Annotated in this window: 21 protein-coding genes and 1 pseudogene; 7 read left to right on the top strand and 15 right to left on the bottom strand. The window is 71.1% G+C overall.

All coding sequences use genetic code 11. From position 1 onward, the window contains the following. Nucleotides 1-21: 21 nt before the first annotated feature. Entirely contained in the window at nt 22-507 is a 486-nt protein-coding gene (aroQ, locus tag D473_RS0104275) for a type II 3-dehydroquinate dehydratase (RefSeq protein ID WP_017607855.1), read from the top strand. Between the two features lie 16 nt (nt 508-523). Here the strand turns inward: aroQ and D473_RS0104270 are convergent, their stop codons facing one another. Next, nucleotides 524-1,159, bottom strand: a complete 636-nt coding sequence (locus D473_RS0104270) for a histidine phosphatase family protein (RefSeq protein ID WP_017607854.1) — start codon at nt 1,157-1,159, stop codon at nt 524-526. A gap of 78 nt (nt 1,160-1,237) precedes the next feature. After that, a pseudogene (locus tag D473_RS25495) lies at nt 1,238-3,498 on the bottom strand (FdhF/YdeP family oxidoreductase). 137 nt (nt 3,499-3,635) lie between these two features. Between D473_RS25495 and D473_RS0104260 the strand changes: the two are divergent. Together D473_RS0104260 and D473_RS0104255 are read left to right on the top strand one after the other, a co-directional pair. Beyond that, entirely contained in the window at nt 3,636-4,157 is a 522-nt protein-coding gene (locus D473_RS0104260; protein WP_017607852.1) for a GNAT family N-acetyltransferase, read from the top strand. A gap of 197 nt (nt 4,158-4,354) precedes the next feature. Beyond that, nucleotides 4,355-4,753, top strand: a complete 399-nt coding sequence (locus tag D473_RS0104255) for a VOC family protein (protein WP_017607851.1) — start codon at nt 4,355-4,357, stop codon at nt 4,751-4,753. A gap of 21 nt (nt 4,754-4,774) precedes the next feature. On the opposite strand, the gene D473_RS0104250 is transcribed toward D473_RS0104255, so the two are convergent. From D473_RS0104250 to D473_RS0104215, 8 genes are all read right to left on the bottom strand, one after another. Continuing rightward, nucleotides 4,775-5,161, bottom strand: a complete 387-nt coding sequence (locus tag D473_RS0104250; protein ID WP_017607850.1) for a hypothetical protein — start codon at nt 5,159-5,161, stop codon at nt 4,775-4,777. Between the two features lie 103 nt (nt 5,162-5,264). Continuing rightward, nucleotides 5,265-6,896, bottom strand: coding sequence for a glycoside hydrolase family 10 protein (locus D473_RS0104245; RefSeq protein ID WP_017607849.1), 1,632 nt, complete (start codon nt 6,894-6,896; stop codon nt 5,265-5,267). Nucleotides 6,897-7,069: 173 nt separating this feature from the next. Continuing rightward, nucleotides 7,070-7,915 (bottom strand): alpha/beta fold hydrolase, encoded by an 846-nt coding sequence (locus D473_RS0104240; RefSeq protein ID WP_017607848.1) that lies wholly within the window; start codon nt 7,913-7,915, stop codon nt 7,070-7,072. A gap of 171 nt (nt 7,916-8,086) precedes the next feature. Then, nucleotides 8,087-8,791, bottom strand: a complete 705-nt coding sequence (locus D473_RS0104235) for a protein kinase family protein (RefSeq protein WP_017607847.1) — start codon at nt 8,789-8,791, stop codon at nt 8,087-8,089. Between the two features lie 196 nt (nt 8,792-8,987). Then, nucleotides 8,988-9,257: a hypothetical protein gene (locus D473_RS28495; protein ID WP_017607846.1), complete on the bottom strand. Its 270-nt coding sequence runs from the start codon at nt 9,255-9,257 to the stop codon at nt 8,988-8,990. A gap of 62 nt (nt 9,258-9,319) precedes the next feature. Then, entirely contained in the window at nt 9,320-10,627 is a 1,308-nt protein-coding gene (locus D473_RS0104225; RefSeq protein WP_026126591.1) for a YeeE/YedE family protein, read from the bottom strand. Between the two features lie 337 nt (nt 10,628-10,964). Further along, a complete protein-coding gene (locus D473_RS0104220) occupies nt 10,965-11,597 on the bottom strand; it encodes a DUF305 domain-containing protein (protein WP_017607844.1) in 633 nt (210 codons plus the stop codon). An 85-nt stretch (nt 11,598-11,682) separates the two neighbouring features. Then, a complete protein-coding gene (locus D473_RS0104215) occupies nt 11,683-12,117 on the bottom strand; it encodes a DUF6153 family protein (RefSeq protein ID WP_152436758.1) in 435 nt (144 codons plus the stop codon). 165 nt (nt 12,118-12,282) lie between these two features. On the opposite strand from D473_RS0104215, the gene D473_RS28345 reads away from it, so the two are divergent. Both D473_RS28345 and D473_RS0104205 read left to right on the top strand, forming a co-directional pair. Next, nucleotides 12,283-13,710, top strand: coding sequence for an N-acetylmuramoyl-L-alanine amidase (locus tag D473_RS28345; protein WP_017607842.1), 1,428 nt, complete (start codon nt 12,283-12,285; stop codon nt 13,708-13,710). Between the two features lie 82 nt (nt 13,711-13,792). Beyond that, a complete protein-coding gene (locus tag D473_RS0104205; RefSeq protein ID WP_017607841.1) occupies nt 13,793-14,398 on the top strand; it encodes an HD domain-containing protein in 606 nt (201 codons plus the stop codon). 55 nt (nt 14,399-14,453) lie between these two features. Here D473_RS0104205 and bla read toward each other — a convergent pair whose 3' ends face one another. Continuing rightward, on the bottom strand, nt 14,454-15,371 hold the full coding sequence (bla, locus tag D473_RS0104200; RefSeq protein ID WP_017607840.1) for a class A beta-lactamase: 918 nt from the start codon (nt 15,369-15,371) through the stop codon (nt 14,454-14,456). A gap of 142 nt (nt 15,372-15,513) precedes the next feature. Here bla and D473_RS0104195 point away from each other — a divergent pair, with 142 nt between their 5' ends. Continuing rightward, nucleotides 15,514-16,410: a LysR family transcriptional regulator gene (locus D473_RS0104195; protein WP_017607839.1), complete on the top strand. Its 897-nt coding sequence runs from the start codon at nt 15,514-15,516 to the stop codon at nt 16,408-16,410. Further along, nucleotides 16,403-17,305: a serine hydrolase gene (locus tag D473_RS0104190; RefSeq protein ID WP_017607838.1), complete on the top strand. Its 903-nt coding sequence runs from the start codon at nt 16,403-16,405 to the stop codon at nt 17,303-17,305. Before D473_RS0104195 ends, D473_RS0104190 begins: the two co-directional genes overlap by 8 nt. A 24-nt stretch (nt 17,306-17,329) precedes the next feature. Here the strand turns inward: D473_RS0104190 and D473_RS24170 are convergent, their stop codons facing one another. The 4 genes from D473_RS24170 to D473_RS24165 all read right to left on the bottom strand — a co-directional run bounded on the left by D473_RS24170 (nt 17,330) and on the right by D473_RS24165 (nt 21,152). Next, a complete protein-coding gene (locus tag D473_RS24170) occupies nt 17,330-18,202 on the bottom strand; it encodes an iron-siderophore ABC transporter substrate-binding protein (protein WP_394296756.1) in 873 nt (290 codons plus the stop codon). Nucleotides 18,203-18,478: 276 nt separating this feature from the next. Continuing rightward, nucleotides 18,479-19,270, bottom strand: a complete 792-nt coding sequence (locus D473_RS0104180; protein WP_017607836.1) for a siderophore-interacting protein — start codon at nt 19,268-19,270, stop codon at nt 18,479-18,481. A 144-nt stretch (nt 19,271-19,414) separates the two neighbouring features. Continuing rightward, entirely contained in the window at nt 19,415-20,029 is a 615-nt protein-coding gene (locus tag D473_RS0104175; RefSeq protein WP_017607835.1) for an HAD family hydrolase, read from the bottom strand. A gap of 25 nt (nt 20,030-20,054) precedes the next feature. Then, a complete protein-coding gene (locus D473_RS24165; protein ID WP_241474703.1) occupies nt 20,055-21,152 on the bottom strand; it encodes a lysylphosphatidylglycerol synthase transmembrane domain-containing protein in 1,098 nt (365 codons plus the stop codon). Nucleotides 21,153-21,234: the final 82 nt, after the last annotated feature.

Here is a 21,234-nt window from a genome sequence, read left to right as displayed (position 1 = left end):
CGACCATCCGAGGCGCACCGCATGAGCCACACCCCCGAACCCGTCCGCAAGGTCCTGCTGCTCAACGGGCCCAACCTCAACCTCCTGGGCACCCGCGACCCCGACCAGTACGGCACCACCGCCCTGGCCGAGGCCGAGGCGCGAGTGGTCGCCCTGGGCGAGGAACTCGGCGTGGAGGTCCTCTGCGCACAACGCAACGGCGAGGGCGACCTCGTCGACCTGATCCACGGCGCCCGCGACTGGGCCGGTGTGGTGATGAACCCCGGCGCCTATGCCCACTACAGCATCGCCCTGCGTGACGCCGTCGACGCCGTCGAGGTCCCCGTCGTCGAGGTCCACATCTCCAACGTCTACGCCCGCGAGACCTTCCGCCACACCTCCGTGACCGCACCCGTGGCAGCGGGCTACATCGCAGGCTGTGGCGTCCTCGGGTACGAACTCGGTCTGCGCGCCGCGCTGCAGCGTTACCCGTGGAGCCCGGCCTCCGCGGGGAGCTCGGCGAAGTAACGCACGCCCCGCTCCGTCAGCGGTAGGTCATCAGCTCCGTGCCGCCGTGCTCCAGGTGCGCGTGGTCGTTGAACCCGACCAACTGGGCGCCGCTGCGCCCGTGCAACAGCTTGGTGACCGATCCGTTGACCACGATCCGGTTCATCGCCAGGAACCCTGACGTGGAAGTCGACAACAGCACCGAACACAGCGTCGAGATCACCCCCGCGGAGGTGAACACCAGCGCGGTACGGCCCCGCTCCAACCGGAACACCAGATCGGTCAGAGCCGCCGTCACACCGTCCCGGAAATGGTTCCAACTGCCCGGCCCGGTCTCACCCGAGCCCGTCCACGTGGTGAGCGAGGCATCCAACCGCTCCTGCAGCGACCCGCCCTCCTGCGGGTCCAGGGCCAGCAACCGCAGGTGATCGTACTCGTCCCAACGCCGGTCCACCTCGGGCATCTCCTCGATCCCGGCCTCGGCCAACGCCGCGCACGCGGTCTGCCGCTGGCGCCGCAGCGAACCCGAGACCACCGGACCCACCGCGAGATCCCGGCGCCGCAGCTCCGCACCGAGCAGACGTGCCTGTTCGTACCCGGTCGTGCTGAGCTCGTCGTAGTCCTCCGCCTCGGGGGACGCCTTGCCGTGGCGGATCAGATAGATGGTCGGCATCGCCTCAGGCTACGGGGGCGCCCCCGTCGGCCGTGGCCGAGGGGCGCCCCCGTAACCGGTAGGGCATCGAGACCCGGGTCAGATCCCTTGCGTCGGCGCCACCGTGCCGGCCTCGAAGCGCACCACCACCGACTTGGACGTGGGGGTGTTGCTGATGTCGGCCGTGGAGTCCAACGGCACCAGCACGTTGGTCTCGGGGTAGTAGGCAGCCGCGCATCCGCGCGCGGTCGGGTACAGCGCCACCTTGAAGTACGGAGCCCGGCGCTCGCGGCCGTCCTGCCACTCACTGACCAGGTCCACGTGCGAACCCTCCACCAGGCCCAACTCCCGGGCGTCCTCCGGGTTGACCAGCACCACCCGGCGCCCGCCGGTCACACCCCGGTAGCGGTCGTCCAACCCGTAGATCGTGGTGTTGTACTGATCGTGCGAACGCAGGGTCTGCAACAGCAGCCGCCCCTCGGGGACCTGCGGCGCGTAATCGCCGTTGCGGGTGAAGTTGGCCAGACCCGTCGCCGTCGGGAACCGGCGGTCATCACGCGGAGCGTGCGGCAACGTGAACCCGCTCGAACGGCGCACCCGGGTGTTGAAGTCCTCGAACCCCGGCACCACCGCCGCCACGTGGTCGCGGACGGTGTCGTAGTCGGCCAGGGAGTCCCAGTCCACCGACGAACGCTCGCCCAGGGTCCGGCGGGCCAGCTCGCGCACGATGTCGACCTCCGAACGCATGCTCTGCGCCAGCGGGTCGAGGACCCCGTGGGAGGCGTGCACCTTGCCCATGGAGTCCTCCACGGTCACCCACCGCTCCCGGCCTCCGTGCACGTCGCGGTCGCTGCGCGCCAACGTCGGCAGGATCAGTGCCCGCGTCCCGGTGACCACGTGCGAACGGTTCAGCTTGGTGGACACGTGCACCGTGAGCCCCACCTGTCGCATGGCGTCCTCGGTCGCGAGCGTGTCGGGGGAAGCCGACACGAAGTTGCCGCCCATCGCGAAGAACACGTCGACCTCACCGCGCCCCATGGCCTGGATCGCCTCGACCGTGTCGTGGCCGTGCTCGCGCGGCGGCTCGAAACCGAACTCGCCCGCCAGGGCGTCCAGGAATTCCTCCGGCGGTTTCTCCCAGATGCCCATCGTACGGTCGCCCTGCACGTTGGAGTGCCCACGCACCGGACACACCCCCGCGCCCGGGCGCCCCACGTTGCCGCGCAGCAGCAGGAAGTTGACGACCTCGCGGATCGTCGGCACCGAGTGCTTGTGCTGGGTCAACCCCATCGCCCAGCACACCACGACACTCTCGGACTCGGTGACCATCGTGGTGATGCGCTCGATCAGCTCGCGGTCCAGGCCTGTGTCGCGCTCCACCCGAGGCCAGAACTCCTCGTCCGGCTCGGCCAGGAGCTCCTTGGCGTAGTCGTCGAAACCGTGCGTGAATCCCTCCACGAACGCGCGGTCCAGCACCTGCTCACCGCGCGCGTCGGCCTCCAACAGCAACCGGTTGACCGCCGAGAACAGGGCCAGATCACCGCCCAGGCGGATCTGCGCGAACAGGTCGGTCAGGTCGGTACCGCGCCCCAGGAGCCCGGCCGGGGTCTGCGGGTCGCGGAAGTTGGCGCTGCCGGCCTCCGGGAGCGGATTGATCGTCACGATGCGTGTCCCCGCGCGTTTGGCGCGTTTGAGGGAACTGAGCATGCGCGGGTGGTTGGTGCCCGGGTTCTGGCCCGCGACGATGATGAGGTCGGCGCGCTGCAGGTCCTCCAGGGACACACTGCCCTTGCCCACACCGATGGTCTCCGACAGCGCCGAGCCGGAGGACTCGTGGCACATGTTGGAGCAGTCGGGCAGGTTGTTGGTGCCCAGGTCCCGTGCGAACAGCTGGTAGACGAAGGCCGCTTCGTTGCTGGTGCGGCCCGAGGTGTAGAAGACCGCCCGGTCGGGGTGGTCGACGCCGCGCAGATCGTCGGCGATCANGGCTCGGTCAGGCGGCCCTGCCGGCCCAGCCAGTACCCGGAACGCTCGGCGAGATCGGAGACGCAATGGCGGGCGAAGAACTCACCCGTGAGCCCCCGGTTGGTGGCCTCCTCCGCGACGGCCTTGGCGCCGTTCTCGCAGAACTCGGCCGTGTGGCGCTCCTCGGCCTCGGGCCAGGCGCAACCGGGGCAGTCGAAGCCCTTCTTCTGGTTGACCTTGAGCATGGCGGGCAGGCCGCGCATCACGCCGGCGTTCTCCGCGACCTGGCGCACACTCTTCAGAACTGCGGGCAGGCCGGCGGCGAAGGTCTTCGGGGATCCGGTCTCGGGAGAATCCTGAGCGGGATCTGGCTGTTCAGGGTGTCGAAGTGTCACGCCTGCATTGTCCCACTCGATTTCTGCGGCCGGAAGGCGGGATTCGTACCTGTGGACGAACACGGCCCACCGCCCGCGCGCCCGATCCGCGGTGGAGGCTAACCTGCCCGGAGTCGTCGACGGCACGAGGGGAACCCATGCCACACACACGCCTGGCCAGACTGGAGGACGCCGCGGAGATCGCCGCCCGCCTGGTCGAGAACCGCACGTTCCTCGCCCCCTGGGAGCCGTTGCGGCCCGCGGAGTACTTCACCGCGCAGGGCCAGTACCGGCTCCTGGATCAGCAGCTGACCGGCTACATCGACGGCCACGAAGTGCCCCTGGTCGTCACCGACGACACCGACCGCATCGTCGGACGCATCAACCTCAACGGCATCGTGCGCGGCGCCCTGCAGTCGGGCACCCTCGGCTACTGGATCGCGTCCTCGCACAACGGGCGGGGCCTGGCCACCGCGGCCGTCGGCGAGGTCAAGCGGATGGCCTTCGGCACCCTGGGCCTGCACCGCCTGCAGGCCGAGACCGTTCCGCACAACGCCGCCTCCCAGCGGGTGCTGCGCCGCAACGGGTTCCGGCCCTACGGCCTGGCCCCCGAATACCTGCGCATCGACGGACGCTGGCAGGACCACGTGCTCTTCCAGGTCCTCAACCCCCGGAGCTGACCGGAGACCCCCGGTGCGCCGACCGCCCGCAGTATGCGCGCCCGGCCGGTCTCCGCGGGGCTCTTCATGAGCGCGGAGTGTTTTCCCGGGAGTGCGCGACGCCGGTGCTGCCACCGGGAAATCGTCGGTGGCCGCTCCTACAGTGGTGCGGGTCCGAACACCTGCCCCGCCCGCGAGGCCTCACCGAAGGAGCCCCCATGGCACTGCGCTGGTACACCACCGTGGTCGACTGCCGCGACCACCACGCCCAGGCACGCTGGTGGGCCGAGGTCCTCCACTGGCGGCTGATCTTCGAGGAAGAGGAGGGATCGGTCCTCATCCCGCCGTGGCTGGAGGCCGAGCCCATGACCATACAGGAGTGGGACCGTGGCAACCCCGGGCTGGTCTTCGTGCCCGTGCCCGAGGACAAGCAGGTCAAGAACCGCCTGCACCTGGACCTGGCCGCCCACGTCGAGGACGACCGCGACGCCGAGATCGCCCGCCTGGAACAGATGGGTGCGCGCCGGGTCGACGTGGGGCAGAGCGGGGAGCCCTGGACGGTCCTGGCCGATCCCGAGGGCAACGAGTTCTGCGTGTTGGAGTCCCGCGAGTTCTGAGTCCGGTGCCGCGGGCGCCGCTCACTCGCCGGGGCGCCCGCCCTCGTCCTCCTGCCGGAGCTGTTCCTCCTGCCGCAGGGCCTTCTCCTCGGGGCCGCCGGGGCCGGGCCCGACCACCCCGGGTTCCGGTTCCTGCCCCTGTCCGGCCGGGGCGCGGCCCCGGTCCGGCGCGGTGCTGCCGAGCGCCTCGGGTGCCTCCGGCTCCTCTCGGATCAGCGCCTCGTCCAAGGGATCGCGCTCCTCGGCCGAGTCGGCGTACTCCTGCTCCAAGAACGTGGAATCCTCCCGGTCACCGGGCAGGGCCTCGTCCTCGGTGGCGTCCTCCTGTTCGGGAACACCCGCCTCGTCCCAGTCCTGTGCCTCGGCGTTGACGGGGTCCTCGGACCTGTGTGGATCTTGATGGCTCATGCCCGATTCGTAACCGTTCGGGCGGGCCCCCAATCAGACGTCGGCGGGGGAGTCCCACGGCCGGGCCGGAACGCGGCGCGCCCCGGCCCGGCCCGGGAGCGGATCAGGGCAGGTAGCGCGGCTCGCTCGCGCCGCTCTCGTGGTGCAGACGGTCCAGTGCGGTGGCGTAGAAGGTGTACCCACCCTCGGCGCCCGGCACCGTGAACGTCGCCGTGCCGTCCTCGCCGGCGCGCACGGTCCCCAGCAGGTTGCGTGCATCGTCGATGCCGCAGACCGGCTTCCCCTCCGGCACGCCCTCGACCGCGTACACCGCGTAGTAGGCCGGTTCCGAACCCTTGGCCGGGGTCAGGTCCAGCTCCAGGTCCTCCTCGACCGGCGCGGTCCTGGTCACGGAAGGCGCGGGCGGGGACTCACCGCCCAGGTCCGGGGCCACCGGCACCAGTGCCGGGTGCGCGTAGTGCTCGCGCTGCACGGTCTCGAAGGCCTCCTGGGCGTTGGTGCGCAGCGAGGTCGCACTGAAGTAGACGTCGCCGTGCACGCCCGGGTGGTCCCGGTTGAGGTCCAGGTGTGCGGAGAGTTCACCGGGGTCCTCGGTCCAGGGCCCCTCTTCCTCCCCGACCTTGTAGGCGGCCTGGCCGATGTAGAGGTGGGTGTCGGTGGTCGCGGCGACCTCTTCCCACCAGGGAACCAGCACCGAGTAGTCGGCCACCTCCAGACCGATGTTCCAGTAGATCTGCGGGTTGATGTAGTCGAGCCAACCCTCGGTGACCCACTTGCGGCTGTCGGCGTACTGCTCGTCGTAGGACTGCATGCCGCTGGTGTCCGAACCCGCCGGGTCGGTGGCGGAGTTGCGCCAGATCCCGAACGGGCTGATGCCGAACTTCACGTGCGGCTTGGTGGCGTTCACGGCCTCACCGACCTCGCGGACCATGGTGTCGACGTTGTCGCGCCGCCAGTCGGCGACGTCGTCGAAGCCTTCCCCGTGCTCGGCGAAGGTCTCCTGGTCGGGGATCTCCTCTCCCCCGACCGGGTACGGGTAGAAGTAGTCGTCGAAGTGCACCCCGTCCAGGTCGTAGTTCTCGACCGAGTGCATCATCGCCTCGATCACGAACTCGCGCGCCTCGGGCACACCCGGGTCGTAGTAGAGCTGTCCGCCGTAGGAGAAGGTCCACTCGGGGTTCTGCCGGGCCGGGTGGTCCTCGACCAGGCGCGTGGGGTCCTCGTGCATGGCCACGCGGTAGGGGTTGTACCAGGCGTGGAACTCCAGGTTGCGTTCGTGCGCCTCCTCGACGGCGAACTCCAGCGGGTCGTAGCCGGGGTCGCCGCCCTGTTCGCCGGTGAGCCACTCCGACCACGGTTCGTGAGGGGAGGGCCAGAAGGCGTCGGCGGTGGGGCGTACCTGGACGATGACGGAGTTCAGGCCCCGGTCCACGGCCCCGTCGTAGAGCTCGACCAGTTCGGCCTGCTGCTCCTCTGCGCTCAGGCCCTGTTCGGTGGGCCAGTCGATGTTCTCCACCCCGGCGATCCACTCCGCGCGCATCTGGCGCTTGGGCGGGGCCTCCTCCACGGGGTCGCACTCCTGGGCGCGCGGCTCCTCGGGCGCGGCCAGGGCTTGCGGGGCGTGCAGGAACGAGGCGGTGAGTGCGGCGGCCAGGGCACCGCTCACGAGTGCGGTGCGGGGGATCGGAACGGTGTGTGCCCGGCGTGGGCGGTTCCGGTTCGTGTGCGCCAACATGGCTCCTTTGCGAAAGCTCCAGCGAGCGGGGCCGGGACATTGCCGAGTGTGAGTATTCAAGCACGCTCGGTTCATGCCGGGTGGGCTCAGAAGAAAACCTTCACGATCTTCGCCGCGTTGGCAAGAGTTCTACGCAAGGTTGGGGCGCGTGTGTCGGATGAGTCTCATGGTGTTCATTCCTGTTTCGTCAGGAATGCCTCAATTGCGGCAGTCCAGGCTTCGGGCCGGTCCACATGGGCCATGTGTCCCGCACCGTCCAACACCAGAGCCCGGGACCGCGGCAGCAGGGCCGCCGCACGCTCGGCGAAGTGCGCGGGAAAGACCATGTCCTGGCGCCCGTGGAGGAAGAGCCAGGCGGCCTCCGCCTCGGCCAGGCGCTGCGGCCCGTGCGCCGGGCGCGGTGAGTCCGACCGTCCGGCGCGCCGTGCGTGCAGCCAGTGCGCGGACCAGTGCACACGTTCCAGTACCCGCCGATAGTGGGCGATCCGATCCTGGCGCCACACGTTGGCGGGCGCCCCGGCCCGGGCGGCCCGCCCGACCAGCGCGGGCGTGGCGGGGCCGGGCTCTGCCCACACGCGGTTCTCGGCCGCGCGTCGGTGCTCGCGTTCCGGCCAGGTGCCGAAGTCGGCGTCGGTGACCGGCCACAGGGTGCTGGAGGCCATGATCACCCGCCCGAACGGGCCGGGGTGGTCCAGGACCAGGCGTTGCACCACCTGGCCACCGGTCGAGAACCCCAGCAGGTCGGGGGTTTCCAGGCCCAGGTGCGTGATGAGCCGGGCCAGGTCGCGGGCGGCTGCGGCGAAACTGCACGGGGCGGGGGAGGAGCGCCCGCACCCGCGCAGATCGGGCAGGATCAGGCGCCGTCGACCGAGCTCTGTGAGCGGATCCAGGAGGTAGGAGTGGTCCCAATCGGGGCCGCCGTGCACCGCCAGGAGCGGGGGAGCGCTGCTCGGCCCGCCCAGGGTGCAGTGCAGATGCACACCGTCGCCGGTGGGCACGGAGATGTGCTGCAGGTCCATGGGCGCATCCTGGCACGGGCAGGGGCTGGGCTCCGGAGGGGGCCGGGGGCCGGTCGGCCGCCGGCGGTGTGCCGCCGCCCGTCCGCGGGTGGTGCCCGCCGGGCCGCGGCAGGTGCACGCGGCAGGAGAGGCCTACCGGCCAGGTGGGCGCCTGTCCGCAAGCCCGTGGCTTCAGCCACGGGTGATTGACGAGGTCAGTTCGGCCGCCAGGTCCCTCTGGTGCTCGCGGATCCACATGAGGCGGTGGCCCACCTGTTCGGCTTCGCCGTCCTGGTACTGGGCGAGCATGCGCGGGTCCCCGCGGTGGGCGCCGGACTCCACGATGCGCCGGTAGCGGTCCTGCCGGGCCATGATGGTCTCGATCAGGGACTGGCGCTGGTCCAGCCCGTAGGCGTCACAGATCAGCCGCACGCGCCGGAACGGGTCCTCGGCGCCCGGGCCCAGGTCCACGAATCGCCAGCACAGGTCGGCCACGTCGTGCAGGCGCACCCCCGGGGCGGCCGCCTCCCAGTCCACGAAGGCGTAAGGGAGGCCCTTCTGGCTGATGGTGTGCCGCGGGGCGAGCTGGTTGTGGCAGGCCACTTCCCAGTTCCCGGCCAAGCGGGTGCCCGCGGTCAGGTCGTGGAAATCGCGGACCAGGGCCGCGGCCTCTTCCAGGTATGCGTCCGGGAGGTGGCGGTCGTCGTGGACGGCGGTCCCGCGCAGTGCACCGTGGATGAGGCGGTTCTCGTGGTCGCGGCCGTACAGACGCGGTGCACCCTCCCACCCCTGCTCGTGGAAGTGGCGCAGCAACGCACGCTCGAAACCCGCGTTGCCGTGCATGGGGCGCAGTGTGAACTCGTGATCGAAGCGGACCCGGGACGACGTGGCATGCATCAGAGTGCTCTTTCCCCCTCGCACCGCAAAGTATCTACGTCGTAAAGGTCACGCGCTGTCCGGCGCCCCTGCACCACGGAATCCCCCATTTGTCATGTTGCCTCCATTGTCCAGGTCACGCGGGTCCCTGTGGTCGCGGTTCGGTGACACCCTCGTTCGGATCTGGCATCCGTTGTAAACCAGGATGAACTTCTCCTCACGTGACGTTACCTGTCATATCCCTCAGCAGTCTCTCCAGCACATCGCGCCCCCACTCCAACGCAGCGGTGTCGACTGAGCCATACCCCAGTACCAGGCCGCGCACCGACGTCTCCCCGAAACCGCAGCGCGTGGTGTCCACGGCCAGGACCCCCGCTCGGCCACCCCCTCCACCACCGGTTGCATCCGGCTGCACCGGGCCGAGCACAAGGCCCGCACCGACCGCGCCGATGCGTACGAGGTCCTCGACCACGGGCTCCTGTGCCACCTGGTCCGTCCCGCCTGGCNCCCCCTCCCCTGCCGCTGGCTCGATCAGCTCGCGCTGGGCGGTCAGCAGGCGCTGTCGCCGGGCTTGGGGACCCCCAGCCCGAACAGCGACCGTGCATGCAGGCCGGCCCACGTCCCGGCCAGGGCGAAGAACGCCCACAGCCACCCGTGCAGGCTGCCCGAACCGATCCCGGCCAGGTAGGCGCCGATGTTGCAGCCGCCCGCCAGGCGCGCGCCGATGCCCATCAGGACACCGCCGAGCAGGCCGGCCGCGACCACGTTCCAGCTCAGTCCGGTGTGCACCTTCCAGGTGCCGGCCGCGCCCGCAGCCACGGCGGCGCCCAGGATGATGCCGATATTGGTGAGGCTGATGCGGTCCTGCAGGATCGGGCCGGCCAGCTGCTCGGCCTGGCCGGGCTGGGACCAGAACGCCCACGTCTCCGGGTGGAAGCCGATGAGCTGCAGGAACTTGGCGCCCCACAGGTTGAACGCCGACGTGATGCCCCACGCGCTGCCCGAGACCGCCAGGACGGCCGCGCCCAGTACCGCCAGCGCCAGGGCGCCGACGATCATCGGCCAGCTCCCGCGCAGCACACGCGCCAGGCCCTGGGCCGAGGGCGGGGCACCGGTGGGCGGCGGAACACGGCGGTTCTGCACCATGCGGGTGATGAGCACGACCGCGGCCAGCACGGCGATGGTGATGCCCCAGGAGCCGAACCAGCCCACGTGGTCGGAGAGCAGCACTGCCGGGACCTCGGGCAGGTCGTTGACCAACGGCCAGGCGGCGCTGTAGATCACCGAACCGGTGATGAAACCGAGCAGTGTGATGACGATGGCCGACTGGCCCGAGCCGACGGTGAACAGGGTGCCCGAGGCGCAGGCGCCGCCGAGCTGCATGCCGACGCCGAACAGGAAGGCGCCGGCGAACAGAGCGATGCCGATCGGTCCGGCCGACGCAGAGGGTTCGTTGCCGAACAATCCGGTCCCGGTCCCCAGGACCAGGGCGAACAGGGTCGCGGTGGCGCCGAGCAGGATCGCGTGCGCGCGCAGCCCCTTGCCGTTGCCCACGGCGATGAACTGGCGCCAGGCCGAGGTGAAACCGAACCGGGAGTGGAACAGGGTGAAGCCCAGGCCGGTGCCCAACAGGAGCAGGACGGCGGGCAGGGCGCCGTGCTCGGACCAGACGAAGGCCGACAGGCCCAGGGCGCCCAGCAGAGCGATGCCCAGGGGCCACCAGCGGACCGGTTCGGCCTCGGGGGCTTGCGGTGGTGGAGTGGACAGGGCCGGGTGCCACTTCAGTGCCAGAGCCGAGGAGCCCCGATTGTCCACCGAACCGGTGGGTTCGGCAGGCAATGTGGGTTGAGCAGACATGGTGTCCAAACGAAGGTGAAGGGGCGCGGGCGCGCCGAAAAGGGCCGGGATCCGGGGGTCAGCCGGTGCCGCTTCGGAAGGCAGGGGCGCGGGGCCCGGGAGAAGAGTCGGGTCCGTCAGCGCACGGCGGTGCGGCACCGGCGGCGACAGAGGCCGTCATCGGTGCTCGTGAGTGACATGGAGATGAGCGCCATGCACAAGAAACGGGCGGTACCAGACATCGTGCGTGAGTATAGGACATCTGCGCGGCCCAGTGCCAGTTCGGTCGGGGCCGACAGGGGCCCGCCCGCACCGAGTGGTGGTACGGACGGGCCCCGCGGGTGGGCAGGGACCGGGATCAGTGGCCTTCGTCGCCGTCGTCCCCGGTGCCGTGGTTCTCGTCGCTGTCCTCGCCGGAGGGCTCCTTGCCGAGCATGGTCTGCATCTGCTCGATCTCCTCCTGCTGGGCCTGCTCGATCTCCTCGGCCAGCTGCTGCGCCTCGGGGGCGGTTCCCTCCTCCAGGACGGTCCCGGCCATGTCGACCGCGCCCTCGTGGTGTTCGATCATCAGCTCCAGGAAGAGCGTGTCGAACTCCTCGCCCTCACTGGCGGCCAGCTCCTCCATCTGTTCGTCGGAGAGCATGCCCTCCATGCCGCTGTGGTCCATGTCCTCGCCGGAGTCCGCGCCCCAGTCCTGCAGCATCTGCTGCATCTGTTCGATCTCGGGGCCCTGGGCGCCGCGGATCTCCTCCGACAGTTCCCCGACCTCGTCGCCGGCGCGGTCCTCGGCCAGGTCGGCCATCTCCACGGCCTGTTCGTGGTGCGGGATCATCATCCGGGCGAACTCCACGTCCGCCTCGTTGTGCTGCTCCTGCTCGGCCGAGTCGGCGCCGGACGGGGCTTGCCCGGGTGCCTGGCCGCACGCGGTCAGGGCCAGGGCGGCGCCCAGTGCGGCGGCCGCACCGTTGAGGACGTGCTTGAACGTGATCATGGTCGTGGTCTCCCTCTTCGGATCTTCTGCGGTGTGTGCGCAGGCGGTGCCGCGCCCCGGTCGGGGCGGCGGGGCCGCGCGGCATCTAGATGCGCAGGATCTGCAGGGCGGCGAGGCAGGGTCTGTTCTCGGCCTCCACGCCGGAGGGATCGAAGGTGCGGAGCGGGGCCGTCCGTCGCGGCGGCGCCTGGGGCCAGGGGGTGACCACCGTCGTGGCTGCCCCCGGGGTGAGCACGGGGAACCCGCTCACTGTCGGGCACGTGTCGGTGGGGTCCAGGTCCGGCAGGCCCTTCTCGGCGGCCTGCTCGACCCACGGGGCGGCGTTCTGCTCGCCGCTCGTGTGCTCATCCGGGGCGGAGGCCGCGGTGACCGCGGAGACCGGTACGTGGCCGTCGCTGTCGGCGTGGCCCAGCGTGTGCATGGCCGAGAACCCGAAGAGCAGCAGAGGGATCAGGAGCAGCTTCAGCCACACGGGACCCGTGCGGCCCCCTGCGTCGGACGTGTTCCCCTGCCTCGGCATGCGGCCACCTTATATGCCCCAACCGGGTATCGGTATCGGGGGCCGTGACGGGCCCCACCCACAGCGAGTATCACCGGACGGAGTGGGTAGAACACAGTATGCACTCCCCGTCCCCCGGCTCGTGCCAGTGACCGATCATCCCGTCCTCCCGAAGGGGCGATCCACATGCCCGAACCAGACAAACTCCAGTGGCGGTCCGACCTGGGCTGGCCTTCCTACTCACCGGCCGACCCGGCCGACCCCAAGGACGGCCTGGTCGTCCACTACGACAGCGCCGACCAAGGGTTGGCCGACAAGGAACACAGCTCCTGCGAGGCCTACTGGGACAACACCCGCGATTTCCACACCGGCCCCTCCCGCGGCTGGGTGGACATCGGGTACTGCGTCGACGAGGCCACCGAGATCCTCACCGGGGACGGGTGGCGCACCTTCCGTGAGATCGGAGAGGGCGACACCGTCCTCACCCTTGACCACGAGACCGGTATGTCCCAGTGGCAGCCGATCCAGGCCGTCAACGTCTTCCCGGCCATGCCCCGCACCCTCCTGCGTATGCAGGGCGAGGACCACTCTTCCCTGACCACCTCCGAGCACCGCTGGCCGGTCGAACGCACCGAAGGCCTCCATCGCCCGCTGCCCCCGGCCACCGTCCGCCGCTGGGCCACCACCGCGACCCTCACCCGCACCGACCGGCTGCCACTGGCCGCGCCCTGTGCCGACCTGCCCGGCGAGGCCAAGTGGACCGACGCCCTCGTGGAGGCCGTGTCCTGGTACTGGGCCGACCCCCGGCCCGCCGACACCGATCTGCACACCGCAGCACGGCTGCGCGCCGCATTGCACGATCTGGTGATCGCACCCTCCCACTGGGAGGAGACCCGGGAGGGCGACCACACCGAGTTCCGGATCTCCGCCGAGGCCACCGAGGTCCTGGAACGCCACGCGCCCGACCGCGTGCCCGATCCCGCGTTCCTGCGATCGCTCACCCGCGCCCAGCTCGACCTGCTGCTCAACACGGTCGGTGCGCTCGCCCCCGACCTGGGCCGGCACTCCCGCGCGGCTGCCGACGCCTTCCAGTTCGCCGCGGCCCTGGCCGGGCGCTCCAGCACTCTTCGGCACACGGACGGGCTGTGGTCGGTGCGCTCGGGTACCCGCACCACCGTCGGGGTCCAGGAAGAGCTGACCACCACCCGCGAGGCCTACGACGGCCACATCTGGTGTCCGACCACGCCGAACGGCACCTGGCTGGCCCGCCGTGAGGGCACGGTCCACTTCACCGGGAACTCCTTCATGGCCTGCGCGCACGGCAACGTCATGGAGGGGCGCGGGCCCTTCCGTGCCCAGGCCGCCCAACCCGGCGGCAACACCACCCACTACTCGGTGACCCTGGCCACCGGACCGAACGACACCATCACCCCCGAACAGATCAACGCGGTGCGCCAACTGCGCGAATGGCTCATGGAACCCGCCAGCAGCATCGACGGCGCGGTCCTGGGCCACCGTGACTTCGTCTCCACCTCCTGTCCCGGGGACGAGGCCTACGGGATGGTGCAGGACGGCACCTTCGCCGAACCCGCCGAACGGGAGAACGAGGGCTGAGGCCGCGCGGGGCCCGACCGTCCGGGCCCCACCGCCCCGGGCGGTCCACGAGCACCGCCCGCTCGCGCGTAGTCTGCCCGGTATGCAGGTACCCACCGACGACGAGATCCGCGCGCTGCACGCCGAGCACGCGCCCTCGCGCGAGGCCTTCGACCTCGTGTACACCCACTGCCGCATCGTGTGCGACCTGGCCGAGCACGTCATCGCGGCCGCCCCCTCCCTCCAGCCCCTGGACGCGGACCTGGTGAGGGCGGGGGCTCTGTTGCACGACATCGGGGTGTACCGGCTCTTCGACGGTGCCGGACGGCTCGACCACACCCAGTACGTGCGCCACGGTGTGCTGGGCCACGAACTGCTGGCCGGGGTCGGGATGCCCGAGGCGCTGTGCCGGTTCTGCTCCTGCCACACCGGCACCGGCATCACCGAGCACGACGTGCGCACCCAGGCGCTGCCGATCCCGCCGGCCGACTACCTCCCCGGCACACTGGAGGAGGAGGTCCTCATGTACGCCGACAAGTTCCACAGCAAGTCCGACCCGCCGGCGTTCCTGACCGCCCGCGCCTACACGCAGAAGGTGAGCCGGTTCGGCACGGACAAGGCCGCGCTCTTCGAAGGGATGGTGGACCGGTTCGGCGAGCCCCCGGTGGAGAAGATCGCCGCCGAGTACGGACACGCAGTACGGAACTGACCGGTGCCCGGCCCTCCCGCCCGCCGGCGGGGCGCCGGGCACCGCCGGCCCGGACTCAGTCCAGAGCCTCGACGGCCGCCTCGGTGGCCTCGGCCACCAGAGCATCGTCGTACTCGGCTTCCTCCTCCTCGCGGCTGGACATGACCGCGATCACGACCGGGTCGCTCTCGGGCGGCCAGGCCACCGCGATGTCGTTGCGGGTGGCGTATCGGCCCCCGCCGCTCTTGTCGCCGACCTCCCAGTCCTGGGGCACCCCGGCCCGGATCAGGTCGTCACCGGTGGTGTTGCGCACCAGCAGGTCGGTGAGGAACTCGCGTTCGTCCTCGGCCAAGGTCTCTTTCTCCACCACGTAGGTGTGCAGGCTCTGGGCCATTGCACGCGGGGTGCTGGTGTCGCGTTCGTCGCCGGGGACGGCTTCGTTCAGATCCGGTTCCCACCGGTCGGCGTTGGTGGTGTCGTCACCGATCTCCCGCAGCGCCTCCTGGAACCCCTCCGGACCGCCCAACCGCTCCAACACCAGATTCCCGGCGGTGTTGTCGCTGTAGCGGACCGTGGCGTCGGAGGCCTCGCGCAAGGTCATGTCCGTGCGTCCCTCTCCCAGGAACTCCTCGGCGATCGGCGCGTACTCGAGCAGGTCCTCCTCGGACAGATCCATCCTCTCGTCCAGGACCTCCGCCCCGTGCTGGTCCAGCAGCGCGCCCACGGCCAGGGCCTTGAAGGTGGAGGCGTAGGCGAACCGGTCGTCGGCACCGTACTCGACCTCCTGGCCGGTGCCGGTGTCGAGCGCGTAGACCCCCAGGCGGGCGTCGTACTCCTCCTCGAGCCCGGTGAAGGCCTCCTCGGCCCCGGCCGCCGGATCGGAGGAGGGGGCGGCCGCGGGGGAGGCCTGCCCGGTGCCGCACCCGGCCAGGGGGACGAGGGCCAGGGTCGCGGCCAGGGCGGCCGCGGGGCGTGTCAGGGCGGGTGTGGACATGGAGTTCCTCCTGGGTTCGCGGGGCGGCCGCCACCGGGGACGGGCGCCTCGACAGGGACACTCAGGAGTCTGCTCCAGCATCCGTGATGCGGTCCAAGACCGAAACCGCCTTTTCCATGCGTCTTCGGTATAATCACCGTTCATGGATCTGGTCGGTGCGTGCAGAGTGTTCGTCCACGTGGGCGAGCGCGGTAGTTTCACCCTCGGCGCGGCCGCCGCCGGGGTCCGACAACCCGTCGCCAGCCGCCGGGTGGCCGCACTGGAGGAACACCTGGGTGCGCCCCTGTTCGACCGTGCCGCCCGGCGGGCCCAGCTCACCGTGTTCGGCCGCGATCTGTTGCCCACCGCCCGGCGCCTGGTCGCCCTCGCCGACGACCTGGGGGAGGAGGCCGAGCGCGCGTTGCGCCGACCGGTCTCCCTGGCGGTGCCCGACGTGTGCACCACCCTGGACCTGGCCCATCTGGACGCCGAGGCACGCGGCCACGGGCTCCACCTGGACCTGCGCCCGGTGGCCCGAGCCGAACGCCGCTCCCAGCTCAACACCCACCAGGTCCGGCTGGCCCTGGAGACCGTGCCCGCCGACGAGGCCACCTGGGTGGTGGCGCTGGGCTTGGCCGGGACCCACCCACCGCACACGCGCGGGGTGCGCATGGAATCGCTGCGTGTGGGGCGCGAACACATCGAGGGCCCGGGCCGGCGCGTGTGGATCACCCCTGAGGACGACGTTCCGCACGTACGCGACCGGCTCGTCCGGGTGCGCGACGCCGTGGGCCTGCGTCCGGGCCAGGTTGCGCTCGCCCCGACCGTGGCCGCCGCGCTCACCGAGGTCCTGACCCGCGACGACCTGTTGCTGTGCTCACCCCACCAGGCCCGGGAGCTGTCCCTGGACTGGCTGCCCGTGCGCGATGCCGTCCTGGAACGCGGTTATCTTCTGGCGGGGGCCGACGACGACGCGGGCGCGCGGGTGCGCGACCGTCTGACCGGGGCGCTGGGCCGCTGCCTGGGTGCCCGGGCGGAAGAAGGGGGAGGCGATGCGTGAACGCGCGCTGGTGCGTGACCTCGAACAGGTGCTGGAGGAGGGCGGACTGCGCGGCTCCTTCCTCGTGCGGGACCTGGACAGCGGTGAGGAGCTCGCCCTGGGGCCGGACCTGCCCTACCCGACGGCCTCCCTGGTCAAGATCCCCCTGGCTCTGGCCACCGTCGAACGTGTCCACGAAGGTGAGCTCGACGGTGCGCGCACCGTCGAGATGGTCCCGGGGCGCGACACCGTCGCGGGCCCGGCCGGGCTGAGCCGGTTCCGCCACCGGTCCCGTGTCGCCGTGGAGGACCTGCTTTACCTGGCCACTGCGCTCAGCGACAACACCGCGGCCCAGCTCCTGTTCGACCTGACCCCGCCCGAGCGGATCGCCGAGGTGCTGAGGCGGGTGGGTGTGCACGGCATCACCGTGCGCCACGGCATCGCCGAGGTGGGCCGTACCCCTATGCGTGCTCTGGACCCCGGCGACGCCCACCTGGCCCTGGAGCTGGCCATCGGCGCGCACACCGAGGGGCACGGGCACCCGGTGCGCCAGCTCGACGTCACCCACGCCAGTTCGGGGTCGGCGCGCGCCTACGTGGACCTGCTGCAGGCCCTGTGGCGGCCGACGGCGGTGGCCGGGCCGGTGGCCGCGCACGTACGCGGCCTCATGGGTGCCAACATGTTGCGGCACCGGCTCTCGCCCGACTTCGCCTCCGACTCGGCCACGTGGTCCTCCAAGACCGGGACCGTGCTCAACTGCCGCCACGAGATCGGGGTGGTCGAGCACGCCGACGGTCAGGTGCTGGCGGTCGCGGCGTTGACCGAGTCGCAGGTGCCGGCGGCCGCGCAGCCCGGTGCCGAGGCCCTCATGGGGCGGGTCGCCCGGCGTCTGCACGACCACCTGCGTGCCTGGTGAGGCGGGGTCGGGCCAGGCGGGGGATCACTGGTCCAGGGCCTGGACCAGCTGGGGCACGATCCCGTCCAGGGCGTGGTGCACGCCCGGGGCCGAGCCGCTGGAGAAGGCGTCGATGAGGTCCTGGTCGTCGAGCACGATCAGGCGCCCGTCCTGGGCCGAGTCCAGGCCCTGCAGCACCGGGTCGTTCTGCAGTTCCTCGGCTGCGCCCGCCTCCAGGGGGAAGACCACGGTCAGATCAGCGTCCAGGGCTTCCACGTTCTCGGCGGACAGGTCGGTGTAGAAGGCACCGTCGGCCTTGTCGGCGAGCTCGCTGTCGTACTCGAAACCGAGGTCGGTGAGCAGGTCGGTGCGGGTGTCGCCGGGCACGTAGGCGCCGAATCCGCCGTCGTAGTCGTAGGCGCCCACGGCGATGGTGCTGTCGGTGAACTCGGGGTGCTCCTCACGCAGGTCGGCGAAGCGCTCCTCCAGTTCGGTGACCAGCTCCTCGCCGCGTTCCTGCCTGTCGAGGGCGGCGGCGACCTGGCGGGTCTGCTCCTGCCACGTGGTGCCGTAGGTGATCTCGACACCGGGCGGCGGACCCACGACCGGAGCGATGGGGGAGAGCATGTCGTAGCGTTCCTGGGTCAGGTCCGAGCGGGTGTCGAGGATGACGTCGGGTTCCAGGGAAGCGGTGGCCTCCACGTTGGGCTCCATGGTGCCGAGCTGGACCGGGTCGCCCTCGACCTGCTCCTCGACCCAGGGGCCGAGACCGTTGCCGCCGTACTCGAGCCAGTCGGCGACCCCGACCGGTTCCACACCCAGGGCCAGGGAGGTATCGGCGTCCGACCACCCGAGAGCGACCACGTCGGTGGGCACCTCGGGCAGGTCCACGTCGCCGTGGACGGTCTCCACGGTCAGGGCGGCCTCACCGTCGACCGAACCGGGATCGGGGGTCTGGCCGGCGCAGGAGGTGAGGAGCANTCATGGGGACCTCACCGAAGAATAGTAAGCTTAGCCTTGCCTAACAATGGTATGTCCAGATCAACCCGGTCCGCAGGTCCGCGTGACCAGGGCTCAGGGGTGTTCTCGGAAGGCTTTCGGGTCAGCGAGCGGCCGTCCAGGAAATCTCTCGCAAGGCGATGCGCGAAGTCCGGCCTGGTGGATACGGGCCCGGAACGATTCAAGAACACGACCCTAGGCGATGGCTGCCACGCCCTCGCGCCAGTACCCCATGAAGGAGATGTCCTCCTTCGGGACCCCGTGCTCGCGTACCAGCGTGCGGCGCAGTCCCGTGGGCAGGCCGTTCTCCCCGGCCACCCAGCAGTACGGGCGCCCTTCGGGGAGGGCGGAGGACTGCACCGTGTGCAGCGCGAGCCGACCCGGGGTCGCGTGCGGGTCCTGGCGCGGCAGCCAGTGCACCTCCGTGCCCGCGGGGGTGCGGACCGGGCGCACGTCCGCGGCGGAGGGAACCTCCAGGTAGACGCGGGCGCGCAGGTCGTCGGGGGCCTGCTCCAGGATCGCCAGCAGCGCCGGCACCGCGCTCTCGTCGCCCACCAGCAGGTGCCAGTCGGCCTCGGGCGGCGGAAGGTAGTAGGTGCACTCGGGGAAGAGCCCCAACTCCTGGCCCTCACACGCCGCCAGTGCCCAGGCCGAGGCCGGGCCCTCGTCCCCGTGCGCGACGAACTCGATGTCCAGCTCGAGCGTGTCCGGGTCGAAGCGGCGCATGGTGTAGTTGCGCACGTAGGGGCGGACCTCGTCGGGCATCTGCTTGTACTGGGGGAACCAGCCCTCGCCGTCGTACTCGGGCAGGGTCAGGCGCTCCTGTCCTGGGCGGGCGAAGAACACACGCACGCACTGGTCGTTGCCCAGGAACTCGAAATGGGCCAGGTCGGCTCCGTGGACGGTCACCGTCACGAAGTTGTCGGTGGTCCGTTCGACGCGCAACACACGGGTACGCATCATCCGGCGGTGGTGGGGAAACTGCATGCGCAAGGCGGCCCTCCGGGCAGGTCACACGGGCGACGGTTCCAGTGAGGTTAGCCTAACCAATATCTTCGCCTTTGTGCACCCCGGGGCCGCGCACACCCGGAACCCGATCCGGTCACAGGGTCCGGGCGCGGCCGCGGACGCTCAGCCCGTCGTGAGGCCGCGCGCGGCCAGCTTCTCGCGCAACCCTTCGGCAGAGGTGAAGTGGTGCCCGTCCAGCCCCAGGTCACGGGCGGCGACGACGTTGCGTTCGGTGTCGTCGACGAACAACACACGGCCGGGCGCCACCCCCAGGCCCTCCAGGCACCAGCCGAACGCCTCGGGCTCGGGTTTGGCGCTGCCGATCCGGCAGGAGAAGCCCAGCACCGGGAACAGTTCCAGAATCCGGGCGTGGTCGGCCTCGAACATGTCGGCGATCTCGAAGGGGATGTTGGAGAGCATGCCCAACCGCACCCCTGATGCAGACAGGTCGCCGACCAGGGACACCATCTCCTCATCCACACGCGACCAGCTCGCCAGGTCCAGTTCGATCAGCTCGGCCACACGCCGGTCGTCGAACTCGGTGCCCGCCCGGCGCCCCACCGAACGCCAGTAGGCCGGGCCGCCCAGTTCACCGCGGTCGTAGGGTTGCCGCTCACCCCAGTAGCACTCCCAGAACAGCTCCGGGCCCACACCCGAGGCGTGTACCAGGGCGGCACGGCTCGGCGCCGACTGGGTGCGGGCGATGACGCCGAACATGTCGAACAGGACGGTGTCCACGAGGAGGCCTCCAAGAGCTGCGTTGTCACGGCAGCCCCACATTAGGACGGCCCTGTCCGCCCTGCCCCGCCCGCCCGGCCGAGCGGGGCAGGTACGCCGTGAGGACGCGCACACCCACCACCGCCGCCCCTGGCGCGGCCGCCACCAGAGCGAGCAGACCGTAGGCCACCGACACCGTCACCCCGGCCTGCGCGCCCAGACCGGCCGCGCCGAAAGCCGCCGCAGCAGCGGCCTCCCGCGGACCCCAGCCGCCCACGTTCACCGGCACACTCATCGCCAACAGCGCCAGGACCGCGAGCGGCACCACCTGCGAGGCCCGGGCCTCGACACCTGTGGCGGAGGAAGCCACCAGGAACAGGAGCACGTGTCCGGCCAGCGCGGCGACCGAGAACACCACCACGGACGGGCCGCGCTCGAGCAACCCCGCACGGGCCTCGTGTGCGCTCGTGCGCAGGGCCCGCCACCACCGCGGCCTGCGCTTCCGCCCCAGGCGCAGGCCCACGGCGCCCACCGCCAGGACCGCGGTGACCGTACCGGCCGAGACCGCCACCGCTCCCATGCCTGGGCCCAGCAACGCGGTCGGCAGAGTGGACAGGACCAGGACCGTCGCACCGGCCAACACCATCTGTCCCGCCACACGCTCCAGGACCACCGCACGCACCCCGCGCCCCAGGTCACCGCAGTATCGTCCGTGCCCGACCGCACGGTGCACGTCGCCGAGCACACCCGCGGGCAGGACCGCGTTCAGCAGCACCGCCACGTAGTAGTCGGACACAGCCCGCCCCCAGGGCAGGCGCAGGCCCACCGACCGTGCCACCACGACCCACCGGGCCGCGCTGGCCACCGTTGTCACCGCGCCCACACCCAGGGCCCAGGCCAGGACGGAGGGTTCGAGGGCGGCGAAGGCGGAGGTGAAGGCCTCAGCGGGAAACCACCACACCACTGCGAACAGGACGGCCGTGCCCGCAGCCGCGCGCAGCCACGCCCCGGTCCGGCCGGACCGGGGCTGCGGCCGGGACCGCAGCGGCCCTCGGGGCGGAGCGGGCTCCCGGGACGGCACCTGCCCCCGTTCTGCTGCCCGGCCCCGCGAGTGGGCAGCAGAGCTCCCGCCCGTGGAGCTCACCTCGGTCCTCCCCGTCGATCCCGCTCGTGCGGACGGCAAACCCCCTGTGGGGCCGCCCGGCTCAAACACCCCTGACCACGTC

The sequence above is a fragment of the Nocardiopsis xinjiangensis YIM 90004 genome, assembly GCF_000341145.1.
Taxonomy (GTDB): Bacteria; Actinomycetota; Actinomycetes; order Streptosporangiales; family Streptosporangiaceae; genus Nocardiopsis; species Nocardiopsis xinjiangensis.
Note: the sequence above shows the minus strand (reverse complement) of the source record. Positions and strands in the feature narration are given on the sequence as shown.